The 19,775-nt window shown below is 70.3% G+C and carries 22 protein-coding genes and 4 pseudogenes; 10 read left to right on the top strand and 16 right to left on the bottom strand.

Features of this window, described 5'->3' with window-relative positions:
• Nucleotides 1-60: 60 nt before the first annotated feature.
• Nucleotides 61-648, bottom strand: a complete 588-nt coding sequence (locus ACIRYZ_RS44350) for a hypothetical protein (RefSeq protein WP_402954708.1) — start codon at nucleotides 646-648, stop codon at nucleotides 61-63.
• Between the two features lie 770 nt (nucleotides 649-1,418).
• Nucleotides 1,419-1,820 (bottom strand): hypothetical protein, encoded by a 402-nt coding sequence (locus tag ACIRYZ_RS44345; protein ID WP_402954705.1) that lies wholly within the window; start codon nucleotides 1,818-1,820, stop codon nucleotides 1,419-1,421.
• A gap of 203 nt (nucleotides 1,821-2,023) precedes the next feature.
• On the opposite strand from ACIRYZ_RS44345, the gene ACIRYZ_RS44340 reads away from it, so the two are divergent.
• On the top strand, nucleotides 2,024-3,217 hold the full coding sequence (locus ACIRYZ_RS44340; protein ID WP_402954702.1) for a sensor histidine kinase: 1,194 nt from the start codon (nucleotides 2,024-2,026) through the stop codon (nucleotides 3,215-3,217).
• Nucleotides 3,218-3,290: 73 nt separating this feature from the next.
• Nucleotides 3,291-3,995, top strand: coding sequence for a response regulator (locus ACIRYZ_RS44335; RefSeq protein WP_402954699.1), 705 nt, complete (start codon nucleotides 3,291-3,293; stop codon nucleotides 3,993-3,995).
• A 443-nt stretch (nucleotides 3,996-4,438) separates the two neighbouring features.
• Here ACIRYZ_RS44335 and ACIRYZ_RS44330 read toward each other — a convergent pair whose 3' ends face one another.
• Nucleotides 4,439-4,579 (bottom strand): hypothetical protein, encoded by a 141-nt coding sequence (locus ACIRYZ_RS44330; RefSeq protein WP_402954696.1) that lies wholly within the window; start codon nucleotides 4,577-4,579, stop codon nucleotides 4,439-4,441.
• Between the two features lie 790 nt (nucleotides 4,580-5,369).
• Here ACIRYZ_RS44330 and ACIRYZ_RS44325 point away from each other — a divergent pair.
• Nucleotides 5,370-5,852: a hypothetical protein gene (locus ACIRYZ_RS44325; protein ID WP_402954693.1), complete on the top strand. Its 483-nt coding sequence runs from the start codon at nucleotides 5,370-5,372 to the stop codon at nucleotides 5,850-5,852.
• Here ACIRYZ_RS44325 and ACIRYZ_RS44320 read toward each other — a convergent pair.
• The 7 genes and pseudogenes from ACIRYZ_RS44320 to ACIRYZ_RS44290 all read right to left on the bottom strand — a co-directional run.
• On the bottom strand, nucleotides 5,849-6,082 hold the full coding sequence (locus ACIRYZ_RS44320; RefSeq protein ID WP_402954690.1) for a hypothetical protein: 234 nt from the start codon (nucleotides 6,080-6,082) through the stop codon (nucleotides 5,849-5,851). The two genes, ACIRYZ_RS44325 and ACIRYZ_RS44320, sit on opposite strands and share 4 nt — an antisense overlap.
• Nucleotides 5,977-6,330: pseudogene (locus tag ACIRYZ_RS44315) on the bottom strand (class I SAM-dependent methyltransferase); the annotation flags it as partial. The pseudogene ACIRYZ_RS44315 and the gene ACIRYZ_RS44320, both read right to left, overlap by 106 nt.
• Nucleotides 6,331-6,368: 38 nt before the next feature.
• Nucleotides 6,369-7,488 (bottom strand): annotated as a pseudogene (locus tag ACIRYZ_RS44310) (integrase core domain-containing protein).
• A 148-nt stretch (nucleotides 7,489-7,636) separates the two neighbouring features.
• Nucleotides 7,637-7,843: a hypothetical protein gene (locus ACIRYZ_RS44305; RefSeq protein WP_402954689.1), complete on the bottom strand. Its 207-nt coding sequence runs from the start codon at nucleotides 7,841-7,843 to the stop codon at nucleotides 7,637-7,639.
• An 81-nt stretch (nucleotides 7,844-7,924) separates the two neighbouring features.
• Nucleotides 7,925-8,158 (bottom strand): helix-turn-helix domain-containing protein, encoded by a 234-nt coding sequence (locus ACIRYZ_RS44300; RefSeq protein ID WP_402954686.1) that lies wholly within the window; start codon nucleotides 8,156-8,158, stop codon nucleotides 7,925-7,927.
• Entirely contained in the window at nucleotides 8,158-8,745 is a 588-nt protein-coding gene (locus tag ACIRYZ_RS44295) for a DUF2975 domain-containing protein (protein ID WP_402954714.1), read from the bottom strand. Before ACIRYZ_RS44295 ends, ACIRYZ_RS44300 begins: the two co-directional genes overlap by 1 nt.
• A gap of 227 nt (nucleotides 8,746-8,972) precedes the next feature.
• A pseudogene (locus ACIRYZ_RS44290) lies at nucleotides 8,973-9,064 on the bottom strand (DUF664 domain-containing protein); the annotation flags it as partial.
• An 878-nt stretch (nucleotides 9,065-9,942) separates the two neighbouring features.
• Between ACIRYZ_RS44290 and ACIRYZ_RS44285 the strand changes: the two are divergent.
• Both ACIRYZ_RS44285 and ACIRYZ_RS44280 read left to right on the top strand, forming a co-directional pair.
• Nucleotides 9,943-10,085, top strand: a pseudogene (locus tag ACIRYZ_RS44285) (IS630 family transposase); the annotation flags it as partial.
• Nucleotides 10,086-10,297: 212 nt separating this feature from the next.
• Nucleotides 10,298-10,672, top strand: a complete 375-nt coding sequence (locus ACIRYZ_RS44280; RefSeq protein ID WP_402954684.1) for a profilin — start codon at nucleotides 10,298-10,300, stop codon at nucleotides 10,670-10,672.
• A 260-nt stretch (nucleotides 10,673-10,932) separates the two neighbouring features.
• On the opposite strand, the gene ACIRYZ_RS44275 is transcribed toward ACIRYZ_RS44280, so the two are convergent.
• From ACIRYZ_RS44275 to ACIRYZ_RS44265, 3 genes are all read right to left on the bottom strand, one after another.
• Nucleotides 10,933-11,145, bottom strand: a complete 213-nt coding sequence (locus tag ACIRYZ_RS44275; RefSeq protein WP_402954681.1) for a hypothetical protein — start codon at nucleotides 11,143-11,145, stop codon at nucleotides 10,933-10,935.
• A 496-nt stretch (nucleotides 11,146-11,641) separates the two neighbouring features.
• The gene (locus ACIRYZ_RS44270; protein WP_402954678.1) at nucleotides 11,642-12,343 is read right to left on the bottom strand and encodes a hypothetical protein; all 702 of its coding nucleotides are present in this window, start codon (nucleotides 12,341-12,343) and stop codon (nucleotides 11,642-11,644) included.
• A complete protein-coding gene (locus ACIRYZ_RS44265) occupies nucleotides 12,343-12,963 on the bottom strand; it encodes a SigE family RNA polymerase sigma factor (protein ID WP_402954675.1) in 621 nt (206 codons plus the stop codon). Before ACIRYZ_RS44265 ends, ACIRYZ_RS44270 begins: the two co-directional genes overlap by 1 nt.
• Before the next feature lie 252 nt (nucleotides 12,964-13,215).
• On the opposite strand from ACIRYZ_RS44265, the gene ACIRYZ_RS44260 reads away from it, so the two are divergent.
• A complete protein-coding gene (locus ACIRYZ_RS44260; RefSeq protein ID WP_402954672.1) occupies nucleotides 13,216-13,809 on the top strand; it encodes a hypothetical protein in 594 nt (197 codons plus the stop codon).
• A gap of 79 nt (nucleotides 13,810-13,888) precedes the next feature.
• On the opposite strand, the gene ACIRYZ_RS44255 is transcribed toward ACIRYZ_RS44260, so the two are convergent.
• The gene (locus tag ACIRYZ_RS44255) at nucleotides 13,889-14,170 is read right to left on the bottom strand and encodes a MerR family transcriptional regulator (RefSeq protein ID WP_402954711.1); all 282 of its coding nucleotides are present in this window, start codon (nucleotides 14,168-14,170) and stop codon (nucleotides 13,889-13,891) included.
• 916 nt (nucleotides 14,171-15,086) lie between these two features.
• Between ACIRYZ_RS44255 and ACIRYZ_RS44250 the strand changes: the two genes are divergently transcribed.
• From ACIRYZ_RS44250 to ACIRYZ_RS44235, 4 genes are all read left to right on the top strand, one after another.
• On the top strand, nucleotides 15,087-15,287 hold the full coding sequence (locus tag ACIRYZ_RS44250) for a hypothetical protein (protein WP_402954669.1): 201 nt from the start codon (nucleotides 15,087-15,089) through the stop codon (nucleotides 15,285-15,287).
• Between the two features lie 197 nt (nucleotides 15,288-15,484).
• Nucleotides 15,485-15,997, top strand: a complete 513-nt coding sequence (locus ACIRYZ_RS44245) for an NUDIX hydrolase (RefSeq protein ID WP_402954666.1) — start codon at nucleotides 15,485-15,487, stop codon at nucleotides 15,995-15,997.
• Nucleotides 15,998-16,028: 31 nt separating this feature from the next.
• Nucleotides 16,029-17,006 carry a transposase family protein gene (locus tag ACIRYZ_RS44240; RefSeq protein WP_402954663.1) on the top strand — a complete coding sequence of 326 codons (978 nt, stop codon included), beginning with the start codon at nucleotides 16,029-16,031 and terminating at the stop codon, nucleotides 17,004-17,006.
• A gap of 275 nt (nucleotides 17,007-17,281) precedes the next feature.
• Nucleotides 17,282-17,680 carry a hypothetical protein gene (locus ACIRYZ_RS44235; protein ID WP_402954660.1) on the top strand — a complete coding sequence of 133 codons (399 nt, stop codon included), beginning with the start codon at nucleotides 17,282-17,284 and terminating at the stop codon, nucleotides 17,678-17,680.
• A 364-nt stretch (nucleotides 17,681-18,044) separates the two neighbouring features.
• On the opposite strand, the gene istB is transcribed toward ACIRYZ_RS44235, so the two are convergent.
• Entirely contained in the window at nucleotides 18,045-18,893 is an 849-nt protein-coding gene (gene istB, locus ACIRYZ_RS44230; protein ID WP_402954657.1) for an IS21-like element helper ATPase IstB, read from the bottom strand.
• The coding region (locus tag ACIRYZ_RS44225; protein WP_402954654.1) for a Mu transposase domain-containing protein at nucleotides 18,890-19,775 on the bottom strand (886 nt) is incomplete at its 5' end. The genes istB and ACIRYZ_RS44225, both read right to left, overlap by 4 nt.

Here is a 19,775-nt window from a genome sequence, read left to right as displayed (position 1 = left end):
CACCCAGTCCCACCCTCGATCGACGAACAGGCCGATCATGGCAGCCCGGACAACTGTTCATCAGCGGTTTGCGAATTTCCCAACGGAGTCCTTCACCACCGTGCTCTTCGCCCAGTCCATCGACCAGCCGTGCCGCTCGGCCAGCTGCTCGACCCGGGTGGGGGCCAGGCCGTGGTGGTGATGGAGCCACAGGTGCGTGACCGCCCGGCGCACGCGGCTGGGCGACAGCTCGTGGGGCGCCCAGCGGCTCTTCCTCTCGGCCCTGGAGAAACGCTTCGTCAAAAGCCTTTCGGTGAAGGTCTCCCACTCCTCGGGCCTGCCGCTCCACTCGGTGCGTAGGCGCCGCCAGGAGATCGCGCTCCTCGCCAATCCCTCCAGGATCCGGGCCAGGTCCCCGAGATCAGTTCCGGAACCGCCACCGCCGCTACCACTGGTGGCAGCGGCCCAGAACGGCAGGACCACGAACCCGATCGCCACCAGGATCCCCAGCGGAATGTAGACGAACTGCAGAACGAACTGTGCCGCCAGACCGATCCGGGACCTTCGCGGAGCGGTGCGTTCGGCGGGAGTTCTCCGCGGCTCGACCGGGACGCCGGGCCCTGGCACGGCGCGTCTGTCCGGAGCGCCCGACGGCATGGCTGTGGGCATCAGATCCGTCCCCCTCGGTCCCGTGCTGCCTGCATCAGCTCTGCCCGCCGCGCACGGCTCTAACCATCTTGTGTCACAACCGAGTTACCGGCCGAGCACGGGCCGCCCGGATGACGTCGCAGCGTCCCGGCGGGAGAGCGGGAACGCTCCGAAGCGGTGCGACTGGCCCACGGCCCGCTGGTGCGCGACGGTCGGAACGTGCAGACGACCGCCACCCGTCAGCCGCGAGCCAGCAAGACGTCGCGCAGCCGCTCGCCACCGGGCGGAGCTTCGCCCCGGGACGCAACAGGAGCTCGTTGCCCAGCGCCTCGCTCAGCAGCAGACCGCGCCCCGGCCGCGCCGTGCCGGCAGGCCGCGCGGCGCCCCCAGACAACGGGGCGTCCAGGACGACGGGGCGAGCCAGAGTGAACCGCACCGGCCAAGCCGGTGCGGCCGCTGCCAGAGGCCGGCCAAACAGCAAGACAAGATCCTGCTCCAGCTCTACTCGGCCTGTGTGACCAGGAAGAACGGGCGCCTGGCCCGGTACTCCAGTGAGGCTTCTCCATTTGACCTGGTCAACGGCCTGATGGCGGGGAGCCCAGTGGGGCCGGCGCATGGGTGGGACGGCTTTGAGGCGGCCGTCCCACCCACGGGTAACCGCGACGTATGTGAAGCCGCGTCGCCCAGCTGTTCGGCCGGGCGCCGATCGGGACAATCGGGACGAGCAGGACGAGGCGCGGAGCCGGGTGCCGCGGGGCCGGCGGACGGGTCGGCCCCACGGCACAGGTGCATCAGCGCCAGTAGCCCGCGACCTGGAGCGGCCGCTTGCCGTTGTGCGTGCCGAGGTGGGCGTAGTACGCCCACCTGGTGTCCCGTTCGTTCTTCACGGTGTACGACACGGTGTACCAGCGGCTGTTGCACGGCACGTCGCCGGTCGTGGCGACGTCGGCGCCGCCGAAGCCGGCCTTGCGGATCCCGACCTTGTACGTGCCGCCGCCGGAGCACCACACGTCGAACCTCACGGTCCTTCCACCCGGCCCGAGGCCGACGTTCTTGGTGGACCAGCTGGTGGTCGGGGTGTGCGTGTCGAACCACTGGTAGTGCCACGAGGCGGCCGAGGCCGGGCTGGTGCTCAACGCGAGCCCCAGCACCGCCGTACCGCCGACGACCATCGCCGCGAGCTTCCCCTTCATGGTGATCCCTTCCGTTGCCACCGTCGGTCGCGGTGGATGGCAAGAGCGTGGCAGGGCGGCCCCCGACCCATCGTCAACTCCAGGGTTGATTGCCGGGGTAAACCTCTGCGGTAGCCGGGGACGGACGGCGCGGCGGGACGGCAACGGAGGCGGTCAACCGCAGGGTTGACGACAGCGGTCGCGGCCGTCCGTACGCTGCCGGGATGCGGTTGATCGCGCGAAGGCTCCGGGTGGACTCGGTGCAGGCGGACACGGCGCTCGCCTTCGTGCTCGCGATGGTGACCGTCGTGTACGGGCTGCAGTCGTACCAGGCCCGCTACCGGGCGGAGGGCTGGCGGCCGTTCGACCTGACGGCGGTCGGCCTGAGTCTCCTGGTGGCGCTGCCGCTGGCGCTGCGCCGGCGCCACCCGTGGCCCGTACTGGCACTGTCCCTGACCGGCCTGCTGATCTACACCGCGGCCGGGTTCCAGCCATCGGTGAACCTGTGGCCGCCATTGCTCGCGAGCTACACCGTCATCGCACGCCGACCGCCGCGTCAGGCGGTCGCGGCCGCGGCGGTGACCTGCGGGGCCTGGGTGGCCAGCGGACTTCAGGCACACCTGTCGGTGGAGCTGTCGGTGGCGCAGTCCGTCATCGCGACCAGCATCGTGGGGATCTTCGCGACGGGCACACGGCGCCTGGCCGAGCGCAACACGCAGCTGGCCGAGGCGACGGATCGGCTGCGGCGCGAGCAGGAGCTGCGGGCGCGGCACGCGGTGGTGGAGGAACGGGTGCGGATCGCCCGCGAGCTGCACGACGTGATCGCCCATCACCTGTCGGCGCTGGCCGTGCAGGCGGGGGTGGCCGAGTACGTCTTCGCCTCCGACCCGCAGGCGGCCCGGGCCTCGCTGACCGCGATCGGAGCGACCAGCCGCGAGGCGCTGGAGGAGATGCGCGGGCTCCTCCAGGTCCTGCGCATCTCCGGCGACGCCTCGCACGAGCAGGAGCCGCTCTACCATCCGGCGCCCGGACTGGCCAAGCTCGACGAGCTCGTGGAGCGCACCCGGGCGGCCGGTGTGCCCGTCCGGGTCGTCGTGTCGGGCCCCGCGCGGATGCTCGCGCCCGGGGTCGACCTGTGCGCGTTCCGGGTCGTCCAGGAGGCCCTCACCAATGTGATCAAGCACGCCGGACGACCCGCCACCGCGACCGTCCGCCTCCAGTGGCAGCCGGACCGCCTCGAAGCCCGGATCGTCGACGACGGGCCTGGAGCCGGCGGCGCGGTCACCGGCAGCGGGCTCGGTTTGATCGGGATGCATGAACGCGTCAGACTCTACGGCGGGTCCGTGCACGCCGGCCTGCGCCCGGGCGGCGGGTTCGAGGTCGCGTTCACGTTGCCGGTCACGGCGGCCGACCCGTAAGGACGGCGAGCCGGCCCAGACGTGGGAGGACGAGAGAGCCGGCCGAGACGTGGGGGACGAGGGGGCGGCAACGGTGACATCAGTACTGATCGTGGACGACCAGGTGCTCATCCGAGCGGGAATCGCCGCCCTGGTCCGCGCCACCGACGGCCTGGAGGTGGCCGGCGAGGCCGCGACTGGCGAGGAGGCCGTCGACCTGGCCGCCCGCTGCACGCCTGACGTCGTCTTGATGGACATCCGCCTGCCCGGCATGAGCGGCATCGCCGCGCTGGAACGGATCCTCGCCGCCGCGGCGCAGCCGAAGCCCAAGGTCGTCATGCTGACCGTCTACGACCTCGACCAGTACGTCTACGCCGCGCTGCGCGCGGGAGCCAGCGGCTTCCTGCTCAAGGACACCCCGCCCGAACGGCTGCTCATAGCGATCAAGCAGATCGCGGAGGGCGAGATGCTGTTCGCCCCGACCGTCACCCGGCGCCTGGTGGAGACGTTCGCGCGGCAGGGCGCGCCGGTCAGCGAGCAGCCCGGCACGCTGGAGGGGCTGACCGCGCGCGAGCGGGACGTGCTGTACCTCGTCGGCCGGGGCCTGACCAACAACCAGATCGCGGAACGCCTGATGGTGAGCATTGCCACGGTCAAGACCCACGTGAACCGGATGATGGCGAAGCTCGCGCTCACCAGCCGGGCCCAGGCCGTGGTCGTCGCCTACGAGAGCGGCCTGGTGGCCGTCGGAGGCGACCCGCGCTCCGCTCCGGGAGCACACGGGCTCGGCCCGGCCTGACCCACACGGCCTTCAGGCTCGCCCGCCTCACCGCCGCCCCCGACCTCAGCCTGGTCACCGTCGACGGCGTCATCACCGAGATGCACAGCTACAACCCCGCCAGCTCGTCCTCACCGACGACACTTCGACATCACCGTCCCCATCGGCTGCGTCGGCGGCCGCACCACCAACGACGCCCCCAAGCTCGTCGGCACGCATGCCGTCATCGCCGGCCGCCGCGAGGACACCGGCCACGTCCTCGCCGCCGTCGTCCAGCTCGCCGCGAGCACCGAGAACGCCCGCTGGTGCGGCCTGCCTCTGTCCATGCGGGAGCTGGAGGTCGCGCACGCCACACTCGGGGCCGCAGTCGAACGCGACGACGTACGGCCATCGGGTCGGGTAGCGGCGCGACGCCGAGGGTGCCGACCGGGACATCCACGCGGGCACGGGCGTCCTCCTCCCAGTTACTCCTCAGCGGCCAGGTCCTCGTCGATCCACGAAGTGCGCACCGGCTCCAACAGCCGCACCCGATCCCCCTCCTCCAGCCGCAGACCGGCGGTGAGGACCTGGGACTGGTAGCGGAGCGGCGGCGACAACTCCTGCACGACCCCCTCCGGCGAAGGACGCGGGCGGGACGACTCCCCCGGCCGCGGTTGCCGGCACGGTAGGCCGCAGCGGCGGCCGGACGGTTGGCCGGCCCGTCGCACCGAGAGACGCACCGAGGGTGGGAGAGGGGCCGGGCAAGCCGCACCGATCGACGCAGGCCGGGACGGCCGGGCAAGCCCATGGTCTCCGGCGACACCTCTTCCGCACGCGGTAGCCGTGCGCAGAGGTCGCCCGGCCCGAGGCGGGCAGCGGGGCCCTGGCAGGATCAGGCGAGCGGTGCGCGCCGCATCCCATTGCCCGTGGCGCGCACCGCCTGGACGGCCGGACGCAGCCGGGTACCGCAGGTCAGCGGGGGGGTGATCGGCCGCCAGAGCGGTGTACAGTCCGCCGGTTTCACCCGGCTGCGGGCGCCCTCAAATTTCCTCTGGGACTCCCTTGATCGGCGCTCCCAACTTCCTAATGTCCGGTGCCACGGACCCACCCGGCACTGCCCGGGGGTGCCGCGCACTGGGTACGTCGTGCGCGTCGCTGCGCCCGCACCCAGCCACCCACGACATCGAGGGGGACCCTCATGACCACACGCACACCACGGCGCCGGACCGGGGCGCGGCGCACCCGCACACGGCACGGCCAGGCTAGGGCCTGTCCGACGGATCTTGCCCGGGGTGGGACAAGATCCGCCGGACCTGGCGACGACCCGTACCCCGGGCTTTCGCCGGGATGGTCGGAGCGCTAAATTGAACGCGTTCAAGTCGTTGAACGCGTTCAAATCGTGCTCGGGGGTATCGGATGAGCGAGTCACTGCCGGCTCGGCCCGGCTATGCGGTCGAGGCCGAGTTCGTCGAACGGGCGGATGCGCCGCGTGCCGAGCCCGTGCGGGGTCGGGTCCGGCCCAGCGGACGGGCGCTTGTCGCGCTGGCCGGTGTCGCGTGGGTGCCGTGGGCCGTTGCCGGACGGGGGGAGACCGGGTGGTACTGGGTCCTCTTCGGCGGCTTCCTCGGGATGACCGTGCTGCCCCTGGCCGTACCGCGCGAGCCGGCGTTCCGGTGTGTCTGCCTGGCCGTCGGCTGGCTGCAGTTCGCGATCGAGGCCGCGTTCTCGGCCCCGTACGCCCTGGTCCCGCTGCCGGTGTTCGTCTTCGCCTTCCCGTCCGGCGTCATGCTGCTGCTCACGGGCCGGCGGAACCGTGGCTGGGTGGGGACGGTGGCTGCCGGGCTGCTCGTGGCGGGCCCCATCGGACTCCTCGCCAACGGCGGGTGGACGCACATCTAGCACCGGCCGGATGCCAGCAGCGCCACGGCGGGAAGGTCGATCAACCCGTTCTCCTCCACCCGCTGGGCCGCCAACCGGTCGTAGGCGGACTTGATGCGGGCGAACATCTCGGGCGTCTGCCCGGTCACCACCAGGCCGATGTTGGCCACCCCGCCGGCCGGCCCGGACCACCAGACCTCCGGGTCCTCCCGATGCGTCCAGGCAAGCTCACCACTGACCACCTCGCCCACCCTGCTTGCTCCAGCAGCCCACTCAGACCCTCGGCGGTCCGGGCGAAGTTCACTGGCAGCACCGGGTACACCGGGCGCTCTACGCCGGCCTCGTCCAGCGCCAAGTTGAACAGGGACATCGCCTCGTTGCCGGTGGCGGGCCAGATCGTCACCGCGAGCCGGCCACCCGGACGGACCACCCGGCGCAGCTCGATCAGCGCTGCCCACGGGTCCTCTACGTGGTTGACCGCGAAGTTGGCCACCACGGCGTCGAACGTTGCGGGTGCCGATTAATCATCCGGCCTGGTCAAGCGACGTTTCGGTACTCGTGGAGTGTGCCGCCGAGTCGGTCTCTTCGGCGGACCTGAAGCTGCTTGACGTGCGCTGGCGGGTTGATCGGGTCGGGTAGCAGGCGGAGCGGAGCGGCTTGGTCCAGGGTTCGGTGTGGCCGGTGCTCGTTGTAGAAGGTCTCGAACTCGCGGAGTGCGTGGAGGAGGTGGCGCTGGTTCCAGATCAAGGTGCGGTCGAGAAGTTCGTGTCGGCAGGTCTGTATCCAGCGCTCCATCAGGGAGTTCATCCGCGGTATCCGGATGCCGGTGGTGATGACCTCGAGTCCGGCGTCGGTCAGCAGGGCGTCGAAGGCGGCGGTGAACTTGGAGTCGCGGTCGCGGATCAGGAACCCGGCCCTGCTGCCGGCGTCCTCGAGATCCATGAGGAGGTTGCGTCCGAGCTGCACGATCCTCCCCCAGCCTTCGGCCGGGAGGTGCCCCCATCGCGGTCGGGTGTGCGGTTGCGCCCAGGACCCGGATGCGCCTCGTCGAGTGCTCAATGACGGCGAAGACGTACAGGCGGGCTCCGGTCAGGGTGCGGGTCTCGAAGAGGTCGCAGGCGATGAGGGCGTCGGCCTGGCCGCGTAGGAAGGCGGCCCAGGTCGTGCTCTGTCGTTCGGGCGCGGGCGGGATGCCGTGCTCGCGGAGGATCTCCCAGACGGTGGAGGCGGCGACCTTGATGCCCAGGGCCACGAGTTCGCCGTGGATCCGGCGGTAGCCCCACGAGCTGTTCTCCCGGGCCAGGCGCAGCACCAGCGCTCGGATCGAGCGGACTGTGGGCGGGCGCCCGCGGCGCTTCGGCGCGCAGGTGGCGGCGTGGTGTCGCTTGAGCAGGTCGCGGTGCCAGCGCAGGACCGTGTCGGGGCGGACCACCAGCGCAGGGCGCCGCGGCTTGTTCATCGGGAGGCGGTGGAGCAGGCCGGCGAGGACGGCGCGATCGGTGTCGGTGAAGGCGGGTTTGCCGACCTGGCGCTGCAGGACGAGCAACTGGTGCCGGAGCGCGAGGATCTCGATGTCCTTCTCCCGGTCGCTCATCGGCAGCAGTCGCAGCAGCGCGAAGGTGTTGGTCGCGGCGAGGTAGGCCAGGCGCAGCAGCACGACTGATCATCATTCTGCCAATACCCTATGCACGTGAAGACTCCGAAGCGGCTGGCGGGCATGGCCGGAGATCGGTGATCAAGACGGCGACCTGCACGGATGATTTATCGGCACCCGCAGTGCACGCCGAGATGGACCAGGCCGCCGCCTACGAGGCCGCGCGCACCGACGCCGAGCGGCACGCCGTCGCCGGCGGCGCGCCACCTCCCAAGCGCAGCTCGCCTTCGTCCGCTCCTTCACTGACCCCGAGGCGGCCGACGACGAACTCGACCTCGCCGCCCAGCTCCTGGCCAACCTCAACCTGCGCGCCACCACCCTCACCACCCGCATCGCCGCCCTGGTGCGCGGCCTCCACCTCCTGGAGACGGCGCAGCAGACCTCAATCCCCAGTACTGCTCGGCGGTTCCCCAGATCTGACCTCGCCGGGGATGACTGGCTATGCGGACTCGGCGGGGTCGTGGGTGATCAAGTCTCCCGGCTGACACCGGAGGGCATCGCAGATCCTCGACAGGGTCGAGAAGCGGATGGCCTTGGCTCGCCCGTTCTTGAGCACTGACAGGTTGACGACGGTGATGCCCACCTGTGTGGACAGTTCGGTGAGCGTCATGCCGCGCTCGGCGAGGAGCCGGTCGAGGTGGATCCGGATCGTGTGGGGTTCCTCTTCGGGCATCAGATGGTCCCTTCGAGATCCTCTCGCATTCGTACCCCCTCCCGCATGATCTTCCCCATGATCACTGCGGCGAGGCCGGCAAGGACGAGCACCATCGGCCCGGAGAGCTTCGCCCCGGAACCCGCGACCGGCGCCATGCTCCCGACGAGCCAGGACTGCGACCAGCCGACGGCCAGACCGGCCAGCGGCGTGCCCACGGCGACGAACCAGCCAAGAACGGAGAGCCGTTGCGACACCGCGTCGGTGAACGGCCCCTGCCGCACAACGACCTTCAGCAGCCGGGAGAAGAGCAGCAGCGCAAGGGAGGCGAACAGCAGCCAGGGCAGTTCGCCCCCGAGGTCGGCGGCGCGCTGCCCCACGGAGGGACTGTCCTGGCACAGGCGCGTGGCACTGCTGGACGCCTTCACGCCCTTGCCGATTGGCAGGCTGTCCGGCGCCAGCGAGGCATTGCGCCAGAAGTCCGTCTGCACGCAGACCGCCCCGTCGTCGAGCGTGTGCGTGACCCCCGTGCCGATGAAGGCGAGCCCGCAGAGCACCGCCAACACAAAGGTCACCGAGGCCAGGGTCCTCGTGAGCCGCGTGTCCATCGCATCCACCCCCATCGATTTTCGATATGCCGGAGACTAGAGGACCATATCGATATTCGACAAGTCGGAGGTCGCCGGAGTCAGCGTGAACGCGTAACGGCGGCCCGGAGGCGGCCTCTACGGCCTGGAGACGGGCGCAGCAGCCGGTGGTGGTGGTCCGTCTTCGCCTTCCCTCTCTTCTCTTCCGAGGTGAGCGGCGGTGACACGGCCGTCCCGGCCGCACTCAGGAACAGGGTGGCGCCGTCGATGGTTTCGCGGATGATGTCGGCGTGACCGCTGTGTCGGGAGGTCTCCTGATGGGGTGCAGCAGCACCCAGCGAGCCACGCCGTATCCAGGTTCTTCCGTTTCGTTCCTTCGCAGGTCGAAACTTAGCCGGGATACGGCGTGTTCTGCATATCAGTCCAGGTCGGCGCCCCACGGAAGCGACAGGGGAGCCCCATTTGTCAGGTGGGCGTCGGCTTCGGCGGCTTTGAGGGGGCCGGTTTCGAGGTGGGCGTCGGCTTCGAGGCGGATAGCGCCGAGCGGCGCTCCTTGGTCCGGGCGGCAGCCCACTGCGCCAGGGAGGTCGGTGCGGCAACGGCGTTGCTATGGGAGTCCTGCGGTGGAGAGGCGCTGGCGACGCTGACAGCAACGCATCTGGTAGCCAGGATTCCGGCTGCCGCAGCTATGGCGATTCCTGCTTTCATCATTCCCTTTCCGGGGATGGGCTGTTGGGTCATTGGTCGGGTGAGCCAGACGGGGGTGCACCGCCAGCCTTGGCGATGTGCGCCGGTACACGCGGTGACCTCTGGTCACCAGCCGGAGGAGGCGTGTCGGCACAGGTCAGTGGCGGGTGAGAATGGTCACCGCTGGTCCGGTGGGGTGGCGGTCAGGTTCGGTGGGACGGCTGGGGTGGGCAGAGCCTGCGGCAGGACGACACCTCAGGCCAGGTGCCCCGTCGACGGCGGCAGTCCGGCCGCGCCCGTCGTCCCCAGCGTCGCAGCGGCGCGCGCAGTCGTGCCCACAGCGAGGAGGGCGGCACTGCTGGCCAAGGCCGCACTTCCGGCGGTGCCGAGGGCGCGGCGGCGGGACATTGCGGCACTGCGGTCGATGTCGGGCATCGGTGGATCGGACAAGACTGACCACACCTCCGGTGGAACCACGGGGGCTTGGGTCCCTGATATTGAATACGTCCGTCGAACCATCCCGGGTTCAGTAGCCACGAGGGCCTTCGGATCCTGCTCCGCGAGGAGGGCGTCTCCTTTCAACGTGTGAAGACCTGGAGGCCTCCCGCAACCCCGACCACGCCACGAAGAAGGCCCGCGTCGGGCACCTCTACGCGATCGCCGACGGCGAGGTTAGCGCCACCCTGACCGGGGCTGGCTGTGGACAGCCGACGTTGCCGCCCAAGCCGGCTGACGGGACTTGACGCGATGTCCCCTCAGACGGGTGGCGAATCGCGGGATTCGGGCCAGTTGAGCGTGTATGCGACTTCCTGCGGCGGCGGAGGGGAAGGCTGGGGGCGCAGCGGCCCGCGACCGGCGCGCTGCTACCTCACCGAGAGGATGCGAAATGACGGACTGGCAGTCGTACGTCGACGATGACCTTCTGGGCGGGGGCCTGCTCACGGCTGCGGTCATCATCGACGCCACCGGCGGCGCCACCCTGGCCCACAGCGACGGGTACGACCTGAAGGACGGCGAGGGCGCGGCCATCATCGACAAGTTCGAGATCCCCCTCAAGGCGCTCGTCGAGGGCGTCGCCGTCAACGGCATCACGTACACGGGAGTCGAGGCCGACGACCGCTCGATCTACGGCAAGAACGGCGACACCGGCGTCGCCCTCGCCAGGACCAGCAAGGCCATTGTCATCGGCTACTACAACGCGCAGCGGCAGCCGGAGCTCGCCAGGTTGCTCGTGGACAAGGTCGCCAGCTACCTCGTGTAAACCGGCAACCAGGCCATTGACCAACGGTGGGGCGGCCCGTCGCGCTGACGGGCGGCCCCACCGCGCTTGCACGACCCTGCGACCGGGAGGGACCGGTTCGAAGCGCAGCCTGCTGTCCTCGCAACGCGCCGCCGATTCCCGTCATGATGGGGGCGGATGGTGCCGGCCGCCCGGCCTTTGCCGGGCAGCCGTCTCCTGTCAGCCGACGGTCGGTGGGACGGTGCGGCGGGCGCTGGATCGCTTGACGGTGATGTGGTCTCTCAGCTCGTCTTGCAACCGCCGGGGTCGGGCGGCGTGCTGAGGTCGGGCAGGCTCGCGTTGTAAGTCTGCCGGTCGGTTTCCTCGTAGCCCAACTCCAGGTACGGGGCGGGGTCACGGAGGTTGTGGACGGCCTGGACGCCCCCACCGGCCTTGGTGAAGTAGCGCGTGCGCGGGCCCGAAGCCGGGGCTGTGGGCAGCGTGTCGTCGTTCATGTCGGTGTAGTTCGTCGCCCGACAGATGGGCGTGCCAGCTGCCGACTTCGAGTCCTACCAGTGGACCGGCAGCACGATCGAGTACCACCGCGCCCAGATCCGCGACGCGGAGAAGCTGACGGCCTGGCTGGCCGGCAACGTCGCGCACGCCGAGCGCACCGAGGACCTCGGCGCGCAGCGCGCTGGTCGAGCCGTTCGGGTCGGCGGCCCCGCGGACGAACGCGGTCCGGCCCGACCGGGACGGCTGCTGCACTTCGATGGCGTCGCCCTGGCCGTCGTCGCTGTCGTCGGGCAGAACGGGGCTCTGACGGGTGCTCACGGGCGTCTCCCGGTGGTCGTGGTCTGCTGCTGCCTCTCTGGGATATCGGGCGCTCCTGACAGCGGCAAGCCCGTTTCGGGCCCGCGTGTCGCGCCCTCTCCCACCGCCCCGATCCGGCCCCCGCCACCGCCCCCGACCAGTGAACGGCCGGCACCAGGACCGCGGTGTCCATCTAATTCAGGACGACAGCGTTTTGCTCGCCAGTACCTTCCCCTGGGCGTCGTACGCGGCGAGTCTGATGCCCTTGAGTGGATTCTCCTTCGGGTCGCCGGCGGGCTTGAGGGCAGGCGCCCAGGCGTAGCCGCTGGCGTAGCCCGGGGTGCCGGGAAGCGAGGCGACGGTGGCCCAGTATGCCCGGCCGTCCAGCTCGATGGTCATCCGGGCCACCTGCCCGGGCCCGTGGTAGACGAGGTTGTACAGACCCTCGTGGTCCTGCGCGGGGGTCCCGTAGTACTGCATGGTGATCTCGGTCGCGCCCGCCGCCCAGGAGTACCCGCCGCACCCCGGACCGCTTCCGTACGTGGGGGCGTCGTGGATGCAGATCTCCTGGTCCTTCAGCTGCATCCACCAGTCCGGGTGGCCCAACGGCAGCTGCCGGCCGGGCTCCACCACGACGGCCTCGGGAGCCGGTCCCACCGGTACCAGCGGAGCCTGCGAGGCCGGTCCGACAACCTGGCCCCCGCGCTGGGCGGACAGTACGGCACCCGTGCCGGCCACCACCGCGAGCGCGGCCACCACAGCCGATGCGCCTATCGCCACCCGCCGCCGCTGCCGCTGCCGGCGCACCTGGATCCGCACGGACTCGACGAACCAGTCCCCGACCGTGACCCGGGCCGCCTCATCCCGCAGGGCGCCGCGCACCATGTCCTCGGTGTCCATCACCTGTTGCCTCCGTTCGTGCCGTCGCTCATCAAACCGGTGCCCACCGCGTACGGGGCCAGCGCCGGGTGTCCGCGCAGTTTCGCCAGGCCTCGGCTGGCCTGGCTCTTCACATTGCCCAGTGAGCAGCCGAGGACCTCGGCGACCTGCTGCTCGCTCATGTCCTCCCAGTAGCGCAGGACGACCACCGCCCGCTGGCGCTGCGGCAGTTGTGCCAGCGCCTGGAGCAGCACCGAACGCTCCTCGATGTCGCGGTGGCCACCGCCCGCGGTGTGCGCCCGGTCGGGAAGGACCGGCACGAGCAGCTGTCTGACCCGGCGCCGCCGGTGACGGCTCAGGTTGTTGTTCACCAGGGCCCGGTGGACATAGGCGTCCGGCTCCTGAAGGCGGCTGATCCGGGACCAGTTCCTGAAGACCTTCGCGAAAGTCGCCTGCACCACGTCCTCGGCCTCGTGGTAGTCGCCCGTGAGCAGGTAGGCGGTGCGCACCAGCCGCCGCCAGCGCGAGGCGGCGTACCCCTCGAAGTCGAGCTCCCGCAGCCCGGGGCCGCCCGCGCAAGCCGCTGCTGTGACGGGCCGGGGCCGGTCCTCCACCGGGACGGGCAATATCCTCGCGGTCATCCAATTCCTCTTCGCGTCCACGCGACGGCCCGACCGGACCACCGCTCCGCCCTACTCACCGCCGCGCCCCCGCAAAGGTTGCATGGCTCTGTCCGCGAGAACGGATTCCGGCTCAACTTCGGGGCTCCGTCGCCGATTGAGGGGTCCTCTGCCGGTTGATCACGGTGACAGGAGGATGGCGCGCCTTCCGCACCGCGGCCGACATCGCCGTGACGGGCCACTCTCCCCGAGGCCCTGCGCCCGGGTACCCCGGTGCCGGGCACGGAAAAGACGGCCGTCCGGCACGGACGCGGGCACCTGCTCGACGTCGGCCGGATCCACGCCGCCTTCGTCACCGACGCCCACGCCCGCGGCGAGGCCTGCGGCCCGCTCGACCTCCTCCCCGCCCCGGAACTGCTCGCTGGCGGTGTAGGCGAGGTGTACCGGCCCGCCGCCCACCTCGCCTACAGCGCCGGCACCGGCGACGAGCGGCACCGCCTGCAGGCATTCATCGAACGCCACCGCCCCGGCAACGGCGACGAGCAGACCGCGGCGCAGCTGGCGGCCTGCGCCCGGCTGTGGGAGCAGACCGGCGAGGACGGGTCGGGACGAGCGTGGGAGCGGCGCTGGCGGACCTTCCCGCAACTGCTGGTGGTCCTGGTCGGCACGGCGGCCGCGGGGGTGCGCCCGGCGGTGGCGGACCTGCGGCTGGCCGCCGAGGAGAACCCGGCCACCGCCGAGTCGCTCGCCAGCGTCCCGGCCGGCGCCGCCCGGATCGAGGACCTGGTGCAGCGCGGACCGGCCGCTCCGATCTGGCACCCACTCAGCAGCCTGGGCGGGCGGGCCTGCGGGTGGACGGAGCTGTAGCGGCGGGTGGGAACGGCGAAGGGGCGGCCCGAGCGCGGGCCACCCCGGCTTCGCCCGCGGCTGTAGGCCAGATTGCAGGTCAGGTGTCCGCAGCGGGCTCCTGGGCGCGCTGGGAGCTGCGGAGTTGTTCGTTGAGGCGCAGGGCTTCCTCGAGTTGGTCTTCGAGGATGACGATGCGGCAGGCGGCCTCGATGGGGGTGCCCTGGTCGACGAGGTCGCGGGCGCGCATGGCGATGCGTAGTTGGTAGCGGGAGTAGCGGCGGTGGCCGCCGTCGGAGCGTAGGGGGGTGATGAGGCGGTGTTCGCCGAGGGCTCGCAGGAAGCCGGGGGTGGTGCCGGTCATCTCGGCGGCGCGGCCCATGGTGTAGGCGGGGTAGTCGTCGTCGTCGAGTTTGTCGGGTGTGTCGGGGCTGGTCGTCGTAGTCACTGCACCTCTCTGGTTCTCGAGGAGAACGCATCGAGGGGCCCCGGGGCCGTGTCGGCTCCGGGGCCCCGAAGGGGAACAACACCATCTACCGGCCTGGGCCGGCCCTTCTACTTCCGCACTGCCCCGGGGGAGGGGTGTGCGGGGATCGCGTACGCGTGACCGGAAACCACCGTCCTTGCGTTGGGGTCTGCGGTGTCCGCCCGGGTGAGTGTTCAGGGCCGGGCGATCCTGATGGCGCCTGCGCCCTCCGTTCATCCTCTGTACTGAACTGTCACTTTTCGTACTGCTGGTACTTCATCTGCTGAACTGCGTACTGCTTGCCGGTGGCCGTGACGGCCCACCCGGTCCGGCAGCCCGGCCCTGCCCGGCCGTTACTGCATGCGTGGGCTAGAACCCGCTGCGTGGACCCCTCGGCACGCGCGCCGCAGTCATGACGCCTTTGCCGAGGTCCTGCCTGTCTTCGCGACTGCTGATACTGCAACCACTGAACTGCGTACTACTGGTACCGCTGGTGGCGGCCCCTGATACCTGCGGGCCACCCGGTCCGGCAGCCAGTCCCGTCGCCGTCCTGCATCTACCTGGCTCCGGGGCTCCACTGCCGGACCGAACCGCGATCTCTCGTCCAACAGTCCGGCCAGTTCGTGTCTGCCCGGTATCACCGACTGCTTCTTACGACAGAAATGTTAGACCCGCCCGCGAGCAATGTCTACTCCGGCGAGCATAGATTTTGCGGCGCTCGTGAGTGAGGTAGTCTCCCGCTGCGCGGCGGCGGCAACCCCCCGAGCCGCCACCGCGCCCGAAGAAACGAGCGACACCGCGCAGGGAGGCGGCAGTGGGACACCCGGCGCCCGTGGCACCGGAGACGGTCCGGGACGGGCAGGCGGCCCTGATCGAGGCGATCACCGAGGCCGTGCACGACGGTGACGACCGCACCGTACGCCGGCTGCTCACCCGCTTCGCCGAAGTGGCCACCATCGCCGACCTGTACGCCCTGCGCGACGCCCTCATCCACGGCGAGCGCCCCGCTTGCACCCCGCAGCAGCCCGCCTGAACCGCCGGGCCCGGTTCCGGCATGATCTGGTCCAGCCAGGAATCGGCTCGCCGCGCTTCCTCTTATCGGCGAGGTCGAGGTAACGACTCGGTCCGCGACAGCGGGGCCGTGGCTTTCGGGAGCTTGTAGAGGCCCGGTCAGAACGTCAGTCTTGGCAGGAGTAAGAAGACTGACGGGGTCGTGCGATCGTGGGTGCCGTGAATGAACCGGTGGAGCGCGTAGATGATCAGGATCGGGTGCTGGCGGTGGTGGACCGCAGTGAGGCCATCCGTCGAGGCTGGCTGCACCGCATCGCGACGACGGTCTGCCGCGATCAGCAGGGGCGGGTGTTGGTCTATCGGCGGCCCGAAAACCTGTCCCGGTTCCCCGGCCACCACGAGGTGATGTTCGGTGGGGCTGTAGACGTAGGCGAGTCCTATGAGCAGGCGGCGACCAGGGAGTTGGCTGAGGAACTGGGCATTCATGTACCTGTGCGCTTCTTGTTCAAGTTCCTGTGCCGGGGGGCGATCAGCCCGTACTGGCTCGGCGTGCATGAGGCCGTGATCACGGGCGAGGTGACGCCTGACCCGGGAGAGGTTGCCTGGCACGGTTGGCTGACGGAGACGGAGCTGCAGGAGGCCGTGCGGCAGTGGCGCTTCATTCCGGACGGGCAGGAGGCGTTCGATCGCTATCTCACGCATCGCCACGACCTGCCCGAGATCGGGCCGTGACGCGAGACGGGCCGCACGGGTTAGGCAAGTTGTGACGCAAGCCTGGGCCCGTGCGGCCTTGTCCCATTCTGCCTTCTACGGCCTGTCCCGTGCACATCTCGGCGGTTTGATCGAAGAGTTGGCCAATCCGTGGCTCGCTCGACGCGAGTCCGCGCTGCGCGAGCGGCGCGGTGCCGAGCGGCAGCGGCAGACCGGTGCCGGGCCGAAGCACGACCTGGTCTTCACCGACCGGGTACTGGTCGCTCTGGCCCACCTGCGCACCGGACTCCCGCATGCCGCACTGGCCGAGTTGTACGGCACTGCCCGCTCCACGATCTCCCGTGCCATCGGCGAGATCCGCCCGCTGCTGGCGGCGCGCGGCTTCGCTGTCCCCGACCGTCCCGGCGTGCGACTTCGCACCCTGGCAGACGTCTTCGCCTACGCGGAGGCCGAGGGGATCACGCTGCGGATCGACGGCGCCGAGACGCAGGTCCGCCGGCCGAAGGCCAACCGGCCCGGACGGCGGGCCTTCGTGTCCGGGAAGAAGAAGCAGAACACCATCAAGACCACCACCATCAGCGACGGCCAGGGCCGTCTGCTGTGGTCGGGCGCAGACCGGCCAGGCCGGATGCACGACCAGACCGCCGTTCGCACCGAGGGCATCGCCGAGCAGTTCCGGCTTCATTCACAGGTGAAGGCCAAGGTCGACGAGGGCTACCGGGGCCTGGCCAACGAGTTCCTCGAGCAGGTCAGCGCGCCGCCGAAGAAGCCGAAAGAGGACACGCCCCTCGGCGAGCAGTACGCGTGGCGAGAAGCGCGCCGACGGCAGTCCTCGGCCCGGATCTGCGTCGAACACACCAACGCCGAGCTGAGGCAGCGGCGCCCGCTCCAGCGTTACACCGGTCGGCGCGAGGGCTACGCCGAGACGCACCGCGCGATCGCCTCGCTGGTCTCGGACCGCTCCGCCCGCCGGGCGACCCGCCGCAAGCCGAGCACCGAACTGGTGCTCGCCCGGCAGAGCGCCTACTGATCAACCACCAGCCGACCCGCCAGGCCGACACGTCCCGACCTCAATCGCGGACCGAGTCGTAAGCGTGCTGAGCACTCATCTGTCTGCCTCGTGGAACTGGAACCCGCTCCTCGTATGGCGAGGCAGCACCTGATGCAACACGGGAATGACCAACAGGTCCCGGTCGGACCGCCCCGCACGGGGAACGGGACGGCGGTGGCGACGATTCTCGAACGAGCTCGAAAATCAATATAGGAGGGGGCCGAACGGCTTCCCTTTCTCGGTAGGCTGCAGGTATGACGGATGACTATCAGCAGCGGGAAGAGTGGCGTGCCGCCTTCGCCAAGCAGGTCATCACCGACTGCCTGGGCCAATGGCTGCGGTCGGCCAATGAGGCGGCGGTGGCCGCGGTCGGCTCGGAGCACGCCGCCGAAAGTGCCCGCCTGGCCCGGCAGGCCAAGGACAAATTGACCCGCTGGCGGGACAAAGGCGACCTCGGCGGCGACACGGCAGCCCGGATCGCCGACGCCGTGGTCGAGAGAATGGAGCACGGCGAGAAAACCTCCCCGCCTCCGGAGAAGGCCGACGAGTCCTTTCCCTCCTTCGACAGCGGTTACCGGGCCTCGGTGACCTGCCAGTGGCTTCGCGACCAGGGCTACGACATCCCCACCTATCCCGGGGACCCCGAGCTGTGAGCGGGATCCCGCGGACCTGCGCGGGTAGCCAACAGTCGGACCCTAAGAGCGTTCTCCTCGCACAGCCCGGCGCCGACCCCCGGCTCCTCCTTCTCTGCGTTGTCAGCCCGTCGCCTCGCTCGCCCCGGGTCCGCCTCGTCCCGGCGGATCCAGTTCCGCAGGACCGAATGTCTCCGTTGGGCGCCGCCGCCACTCCAACGGGCGATCGTCATCGCCTGAGGCCCATCGACGCCGACGGGGTGCGGTCATTCTCTCAACCGGCCTGCCCGCCAGGAGTGTTGACAGCGTTGGGTGTCGGCGGCGGTTGAACCGTGACCCACTTTGGACGGTTGAGTTCTGACTCTCGCGTCGTCGGTGGTTTTGTTCAGTCGTTGTTGGTGGTGGCGGGGACGCGGCCGAGTTCGCGGCCTCGCATGCGGTAGGACTCGCCCTTGAGGGAGTGGACCTCGGCGTGGTGGACGAGCCGGTCGATCATCGCGGCGGCGACGGTCTCGTCACCGAAGGTCTCTCCCCAACGTCCGAAGGGCTTGTTCGAGGTGACGATCACGCTCACGCGTTCGTATCTGTTCGAGATCAGCTGGAAGAACAGGTTCGCGGCCTCAGCCTCAAACGGGATATACCCCACCTCATCGATCACGATCAGTGGGTAGCGGCCGAGCTTGACCAGTTCGTCCTGGAGCCGGCCGGCGTGGTGGGCGGCGGCCAGGCGGTCGACCCACTGGGCGGCGGTGGCGAACGCGACCCGGTGGCCGGCCTGGCAGGCCCGGATCGCCAGCCCGGTCGCGATGTGCGTCTTGCCCGTGCCCGGCGGTCCCAGGAAAATCGCGTTCTCCTTGGCCGCGATGAAGTCCAGTGTTCCCAGGTGAGCGAGCTGCTGGCGCGTCATTCCGCGCAGATGGGCGAGGTCGAGTTCCTCGATGGTCTTGATCGCGGGGAAGCGGGCGGCGCGGATGCGGCCCTCGCCGCCGTGACTGTCGCGGGCTGAGACCTCGCGCTGCAGGCAGGCGACGAGGTATTCGAGGTGGCTCCAGGATTCGGCCTGCGCGCGTTCGGCGAGCCGCTCGGCGGCGTCCAGCAACGCGGGGGCCTTCATCGCGCGGGCGAGGAAGGCCAGGTCGGCGATGGTCTGCCGGGTGGTGCGGGCGGCGGGAACGCCTGCTTTCGCCGCGTCGGTGACAGTGTTCGGGGGCTGGGGAGCGATGCGGGCCATCATGTGTCCTCCTTCCCGGCGCCGCCCTCGATGAGGGTGAACATACGGTCATAGGTGCCCAGTTCGCGTTGCTCGACCTCGATGCCGAGACTGTCCGGGGCCAGTACCGCGGCCCGGGCAGTGGCCGCGCGGGCGGCCTGCTGATGGATCACCTCGCCGCGCATGAGGTCCGCTGCGGCGGCGTGGTCGGGATCGGTCAGGCTCTGGTGCCTGGCCCAGCAGCGCGGATGGCGGGCCACGGTCTCGTCGCCGCAGATGACGGTGATCTCCTCGTTGTCGGCGTGGACCATCACCGTCCGGCCGATCGCGCGAGTGTGGACGGAGTAGTCGTTGGTGTCGACGCGGATGTAGTGGTCGCGGCCGATACGGACGCGAAGCGGCCACCAGTGCGGCGGGTCGACCGGCGGGATGGTGAGCATCGCGGTGCGGTCCGCCTCCCACCGGTCCGTGGGGCGGGCGTCGATCGAGCGGTGATGCCGCCGGTTGGCGATCTGCAGCCAGGCCGTGAGCTGGCGGTTGAAGTCGCCCGGGCCGCTGAAGGTGCGGCCGGGCACGAAGCTGGTTTCCAGGTAGCCGTTGGCCCGCTCGACCAGGCCCTTCGATTCCGGGTCACGGGGCCGGCAGAGGTGCACCCGGGTGGCGAGCAGGCCGGCGAACGCGGCGAACTCGCTGGTCAGCCTGCCCTTGCCGACACCGGTTTCGTTATCCCAGACCAGCGTCTTGGGGACGGCTCCCCAATTGGATAGCAGGCGCCAGTGTCCGTCGATGAGATCACCGGTGGTCCGCGAGGGCAGCATCCGGGCGGTGATCACCCGCGAGTAGCCGGAGACGATCACGAGCACCGGTGGGCGGCCCGACTGGCCGTAGCCGAGCGGGATGTCGACC

Origin of the sequence: Kitasatospora sp. NPDC101155, assembly GCF_044768305.1 — a bacterium.
Taxonomy (GTDB): Bacteria; Actinomycetota; Actinomycetes; order Streptomycetales; family Streptomycetaceae; genus Kitasatospora.
The sequence above is the reverse complement of the archived record's forward strand: the minus strand, read 5'-3'. Positions and strand labels throughout refer to the sequence as shown.

Bases quoted from the DNA above. Each gene is read 5' to 3' on its own strand.
- ACIRYZ_RS44350 (WP_402954708.1), bottom strand. From the start codon at position 648: ATGCCCACAGCCATGCCGTCGGGCGCTCCGGACAGACGCGCCGTGCCA.
- ACIRYZ_RS44270 (WP_402954678.1), bottom strand. From the start codon at position 12,343: ATGGACACCGAGGACATGGTGCGCGGCGCCCTGCGGGATGAGGCGGCC.
- ACIRYZ_RS44295 (WP_402954714.1), bottom strand. From the start codon at position 8,745: ATGGACACGCGGCTCACGAGGACCCTGGCCTCGGTGACCTTTGTGTTG.
- ACIRYZ_RS44280 (WP_402954684.1), top strand. From the start codon at position 10,298: ATGACGGACTGGCAGTCGTACGTCGACGATGACCTTCTGGGCGGGGGC.
- istB (WP_402954657.1), bottom strand. From the start codon at position 18,893: ATGATGGCCCGCATCGCTCCCCAGCCCCCGAACACTGTCACCGACGCG.
- ACIRYZ_RS44300 (WP_402954686.1), bottom strand. From the start codon at position 8,158: ATGCCCGAAGAGGAACCCCACACGATCCGGATCCACCTCGACCGGCTC.
- ACIRYZ_RS44235 (WP_402954660.1), top strand. From the start codon at position 17,282: ATGACGGATGACTATCAGCAGCGGGAAGAGTGGCGTGCCGCCTTCGCC.
- ACIRYZ_RS44275 (WP_402954681.1), bottom strand. From the start codon at position 11,145: ATGAACGACGACACGCTGCCCACAGCCCCGGCTTCGGGCCCGCGCACG.
- ACIRYZ_RS44265 (WP_402954675.1), bottom strand. From the start codon at position 12,963: ATGACCGCGAGGATATTGCCCGTCCCGGTGGAGGACCGGCCCCGGCCC.
- ACIRYZ_RS44255 (WP_402954711.1), bottom strand. From the start codon at position 14,170: ATGGGCCGCGCCGCCGAGATGACCGGCACCACCCCCGGCTTCCTGCGA.
- ACIRYZ_RS44340 (WP_402954702.1), top strand. From the start codon at position 2,024: ATGCGGTTGATCGCGCGAAGGCTCCGGGTGGACTCGGTGCAGGCGGAC.
- ACIRYZ_RS44345 (WP_402954705.1), bottom strand. From the start codon at position 1,820: ATGAAGGGGAAGCTCGCGGCGATGGTCGTCGGCGGTACGGCGGTGCTG.
- ACIRYZ_RS44325 (WP_402954693.1), top strand. From the start codon at position 5,370: ATGAGCGAGTCACTGCCGGCTCGGCCCGGCTATGCGGTCGAGGCCGAG.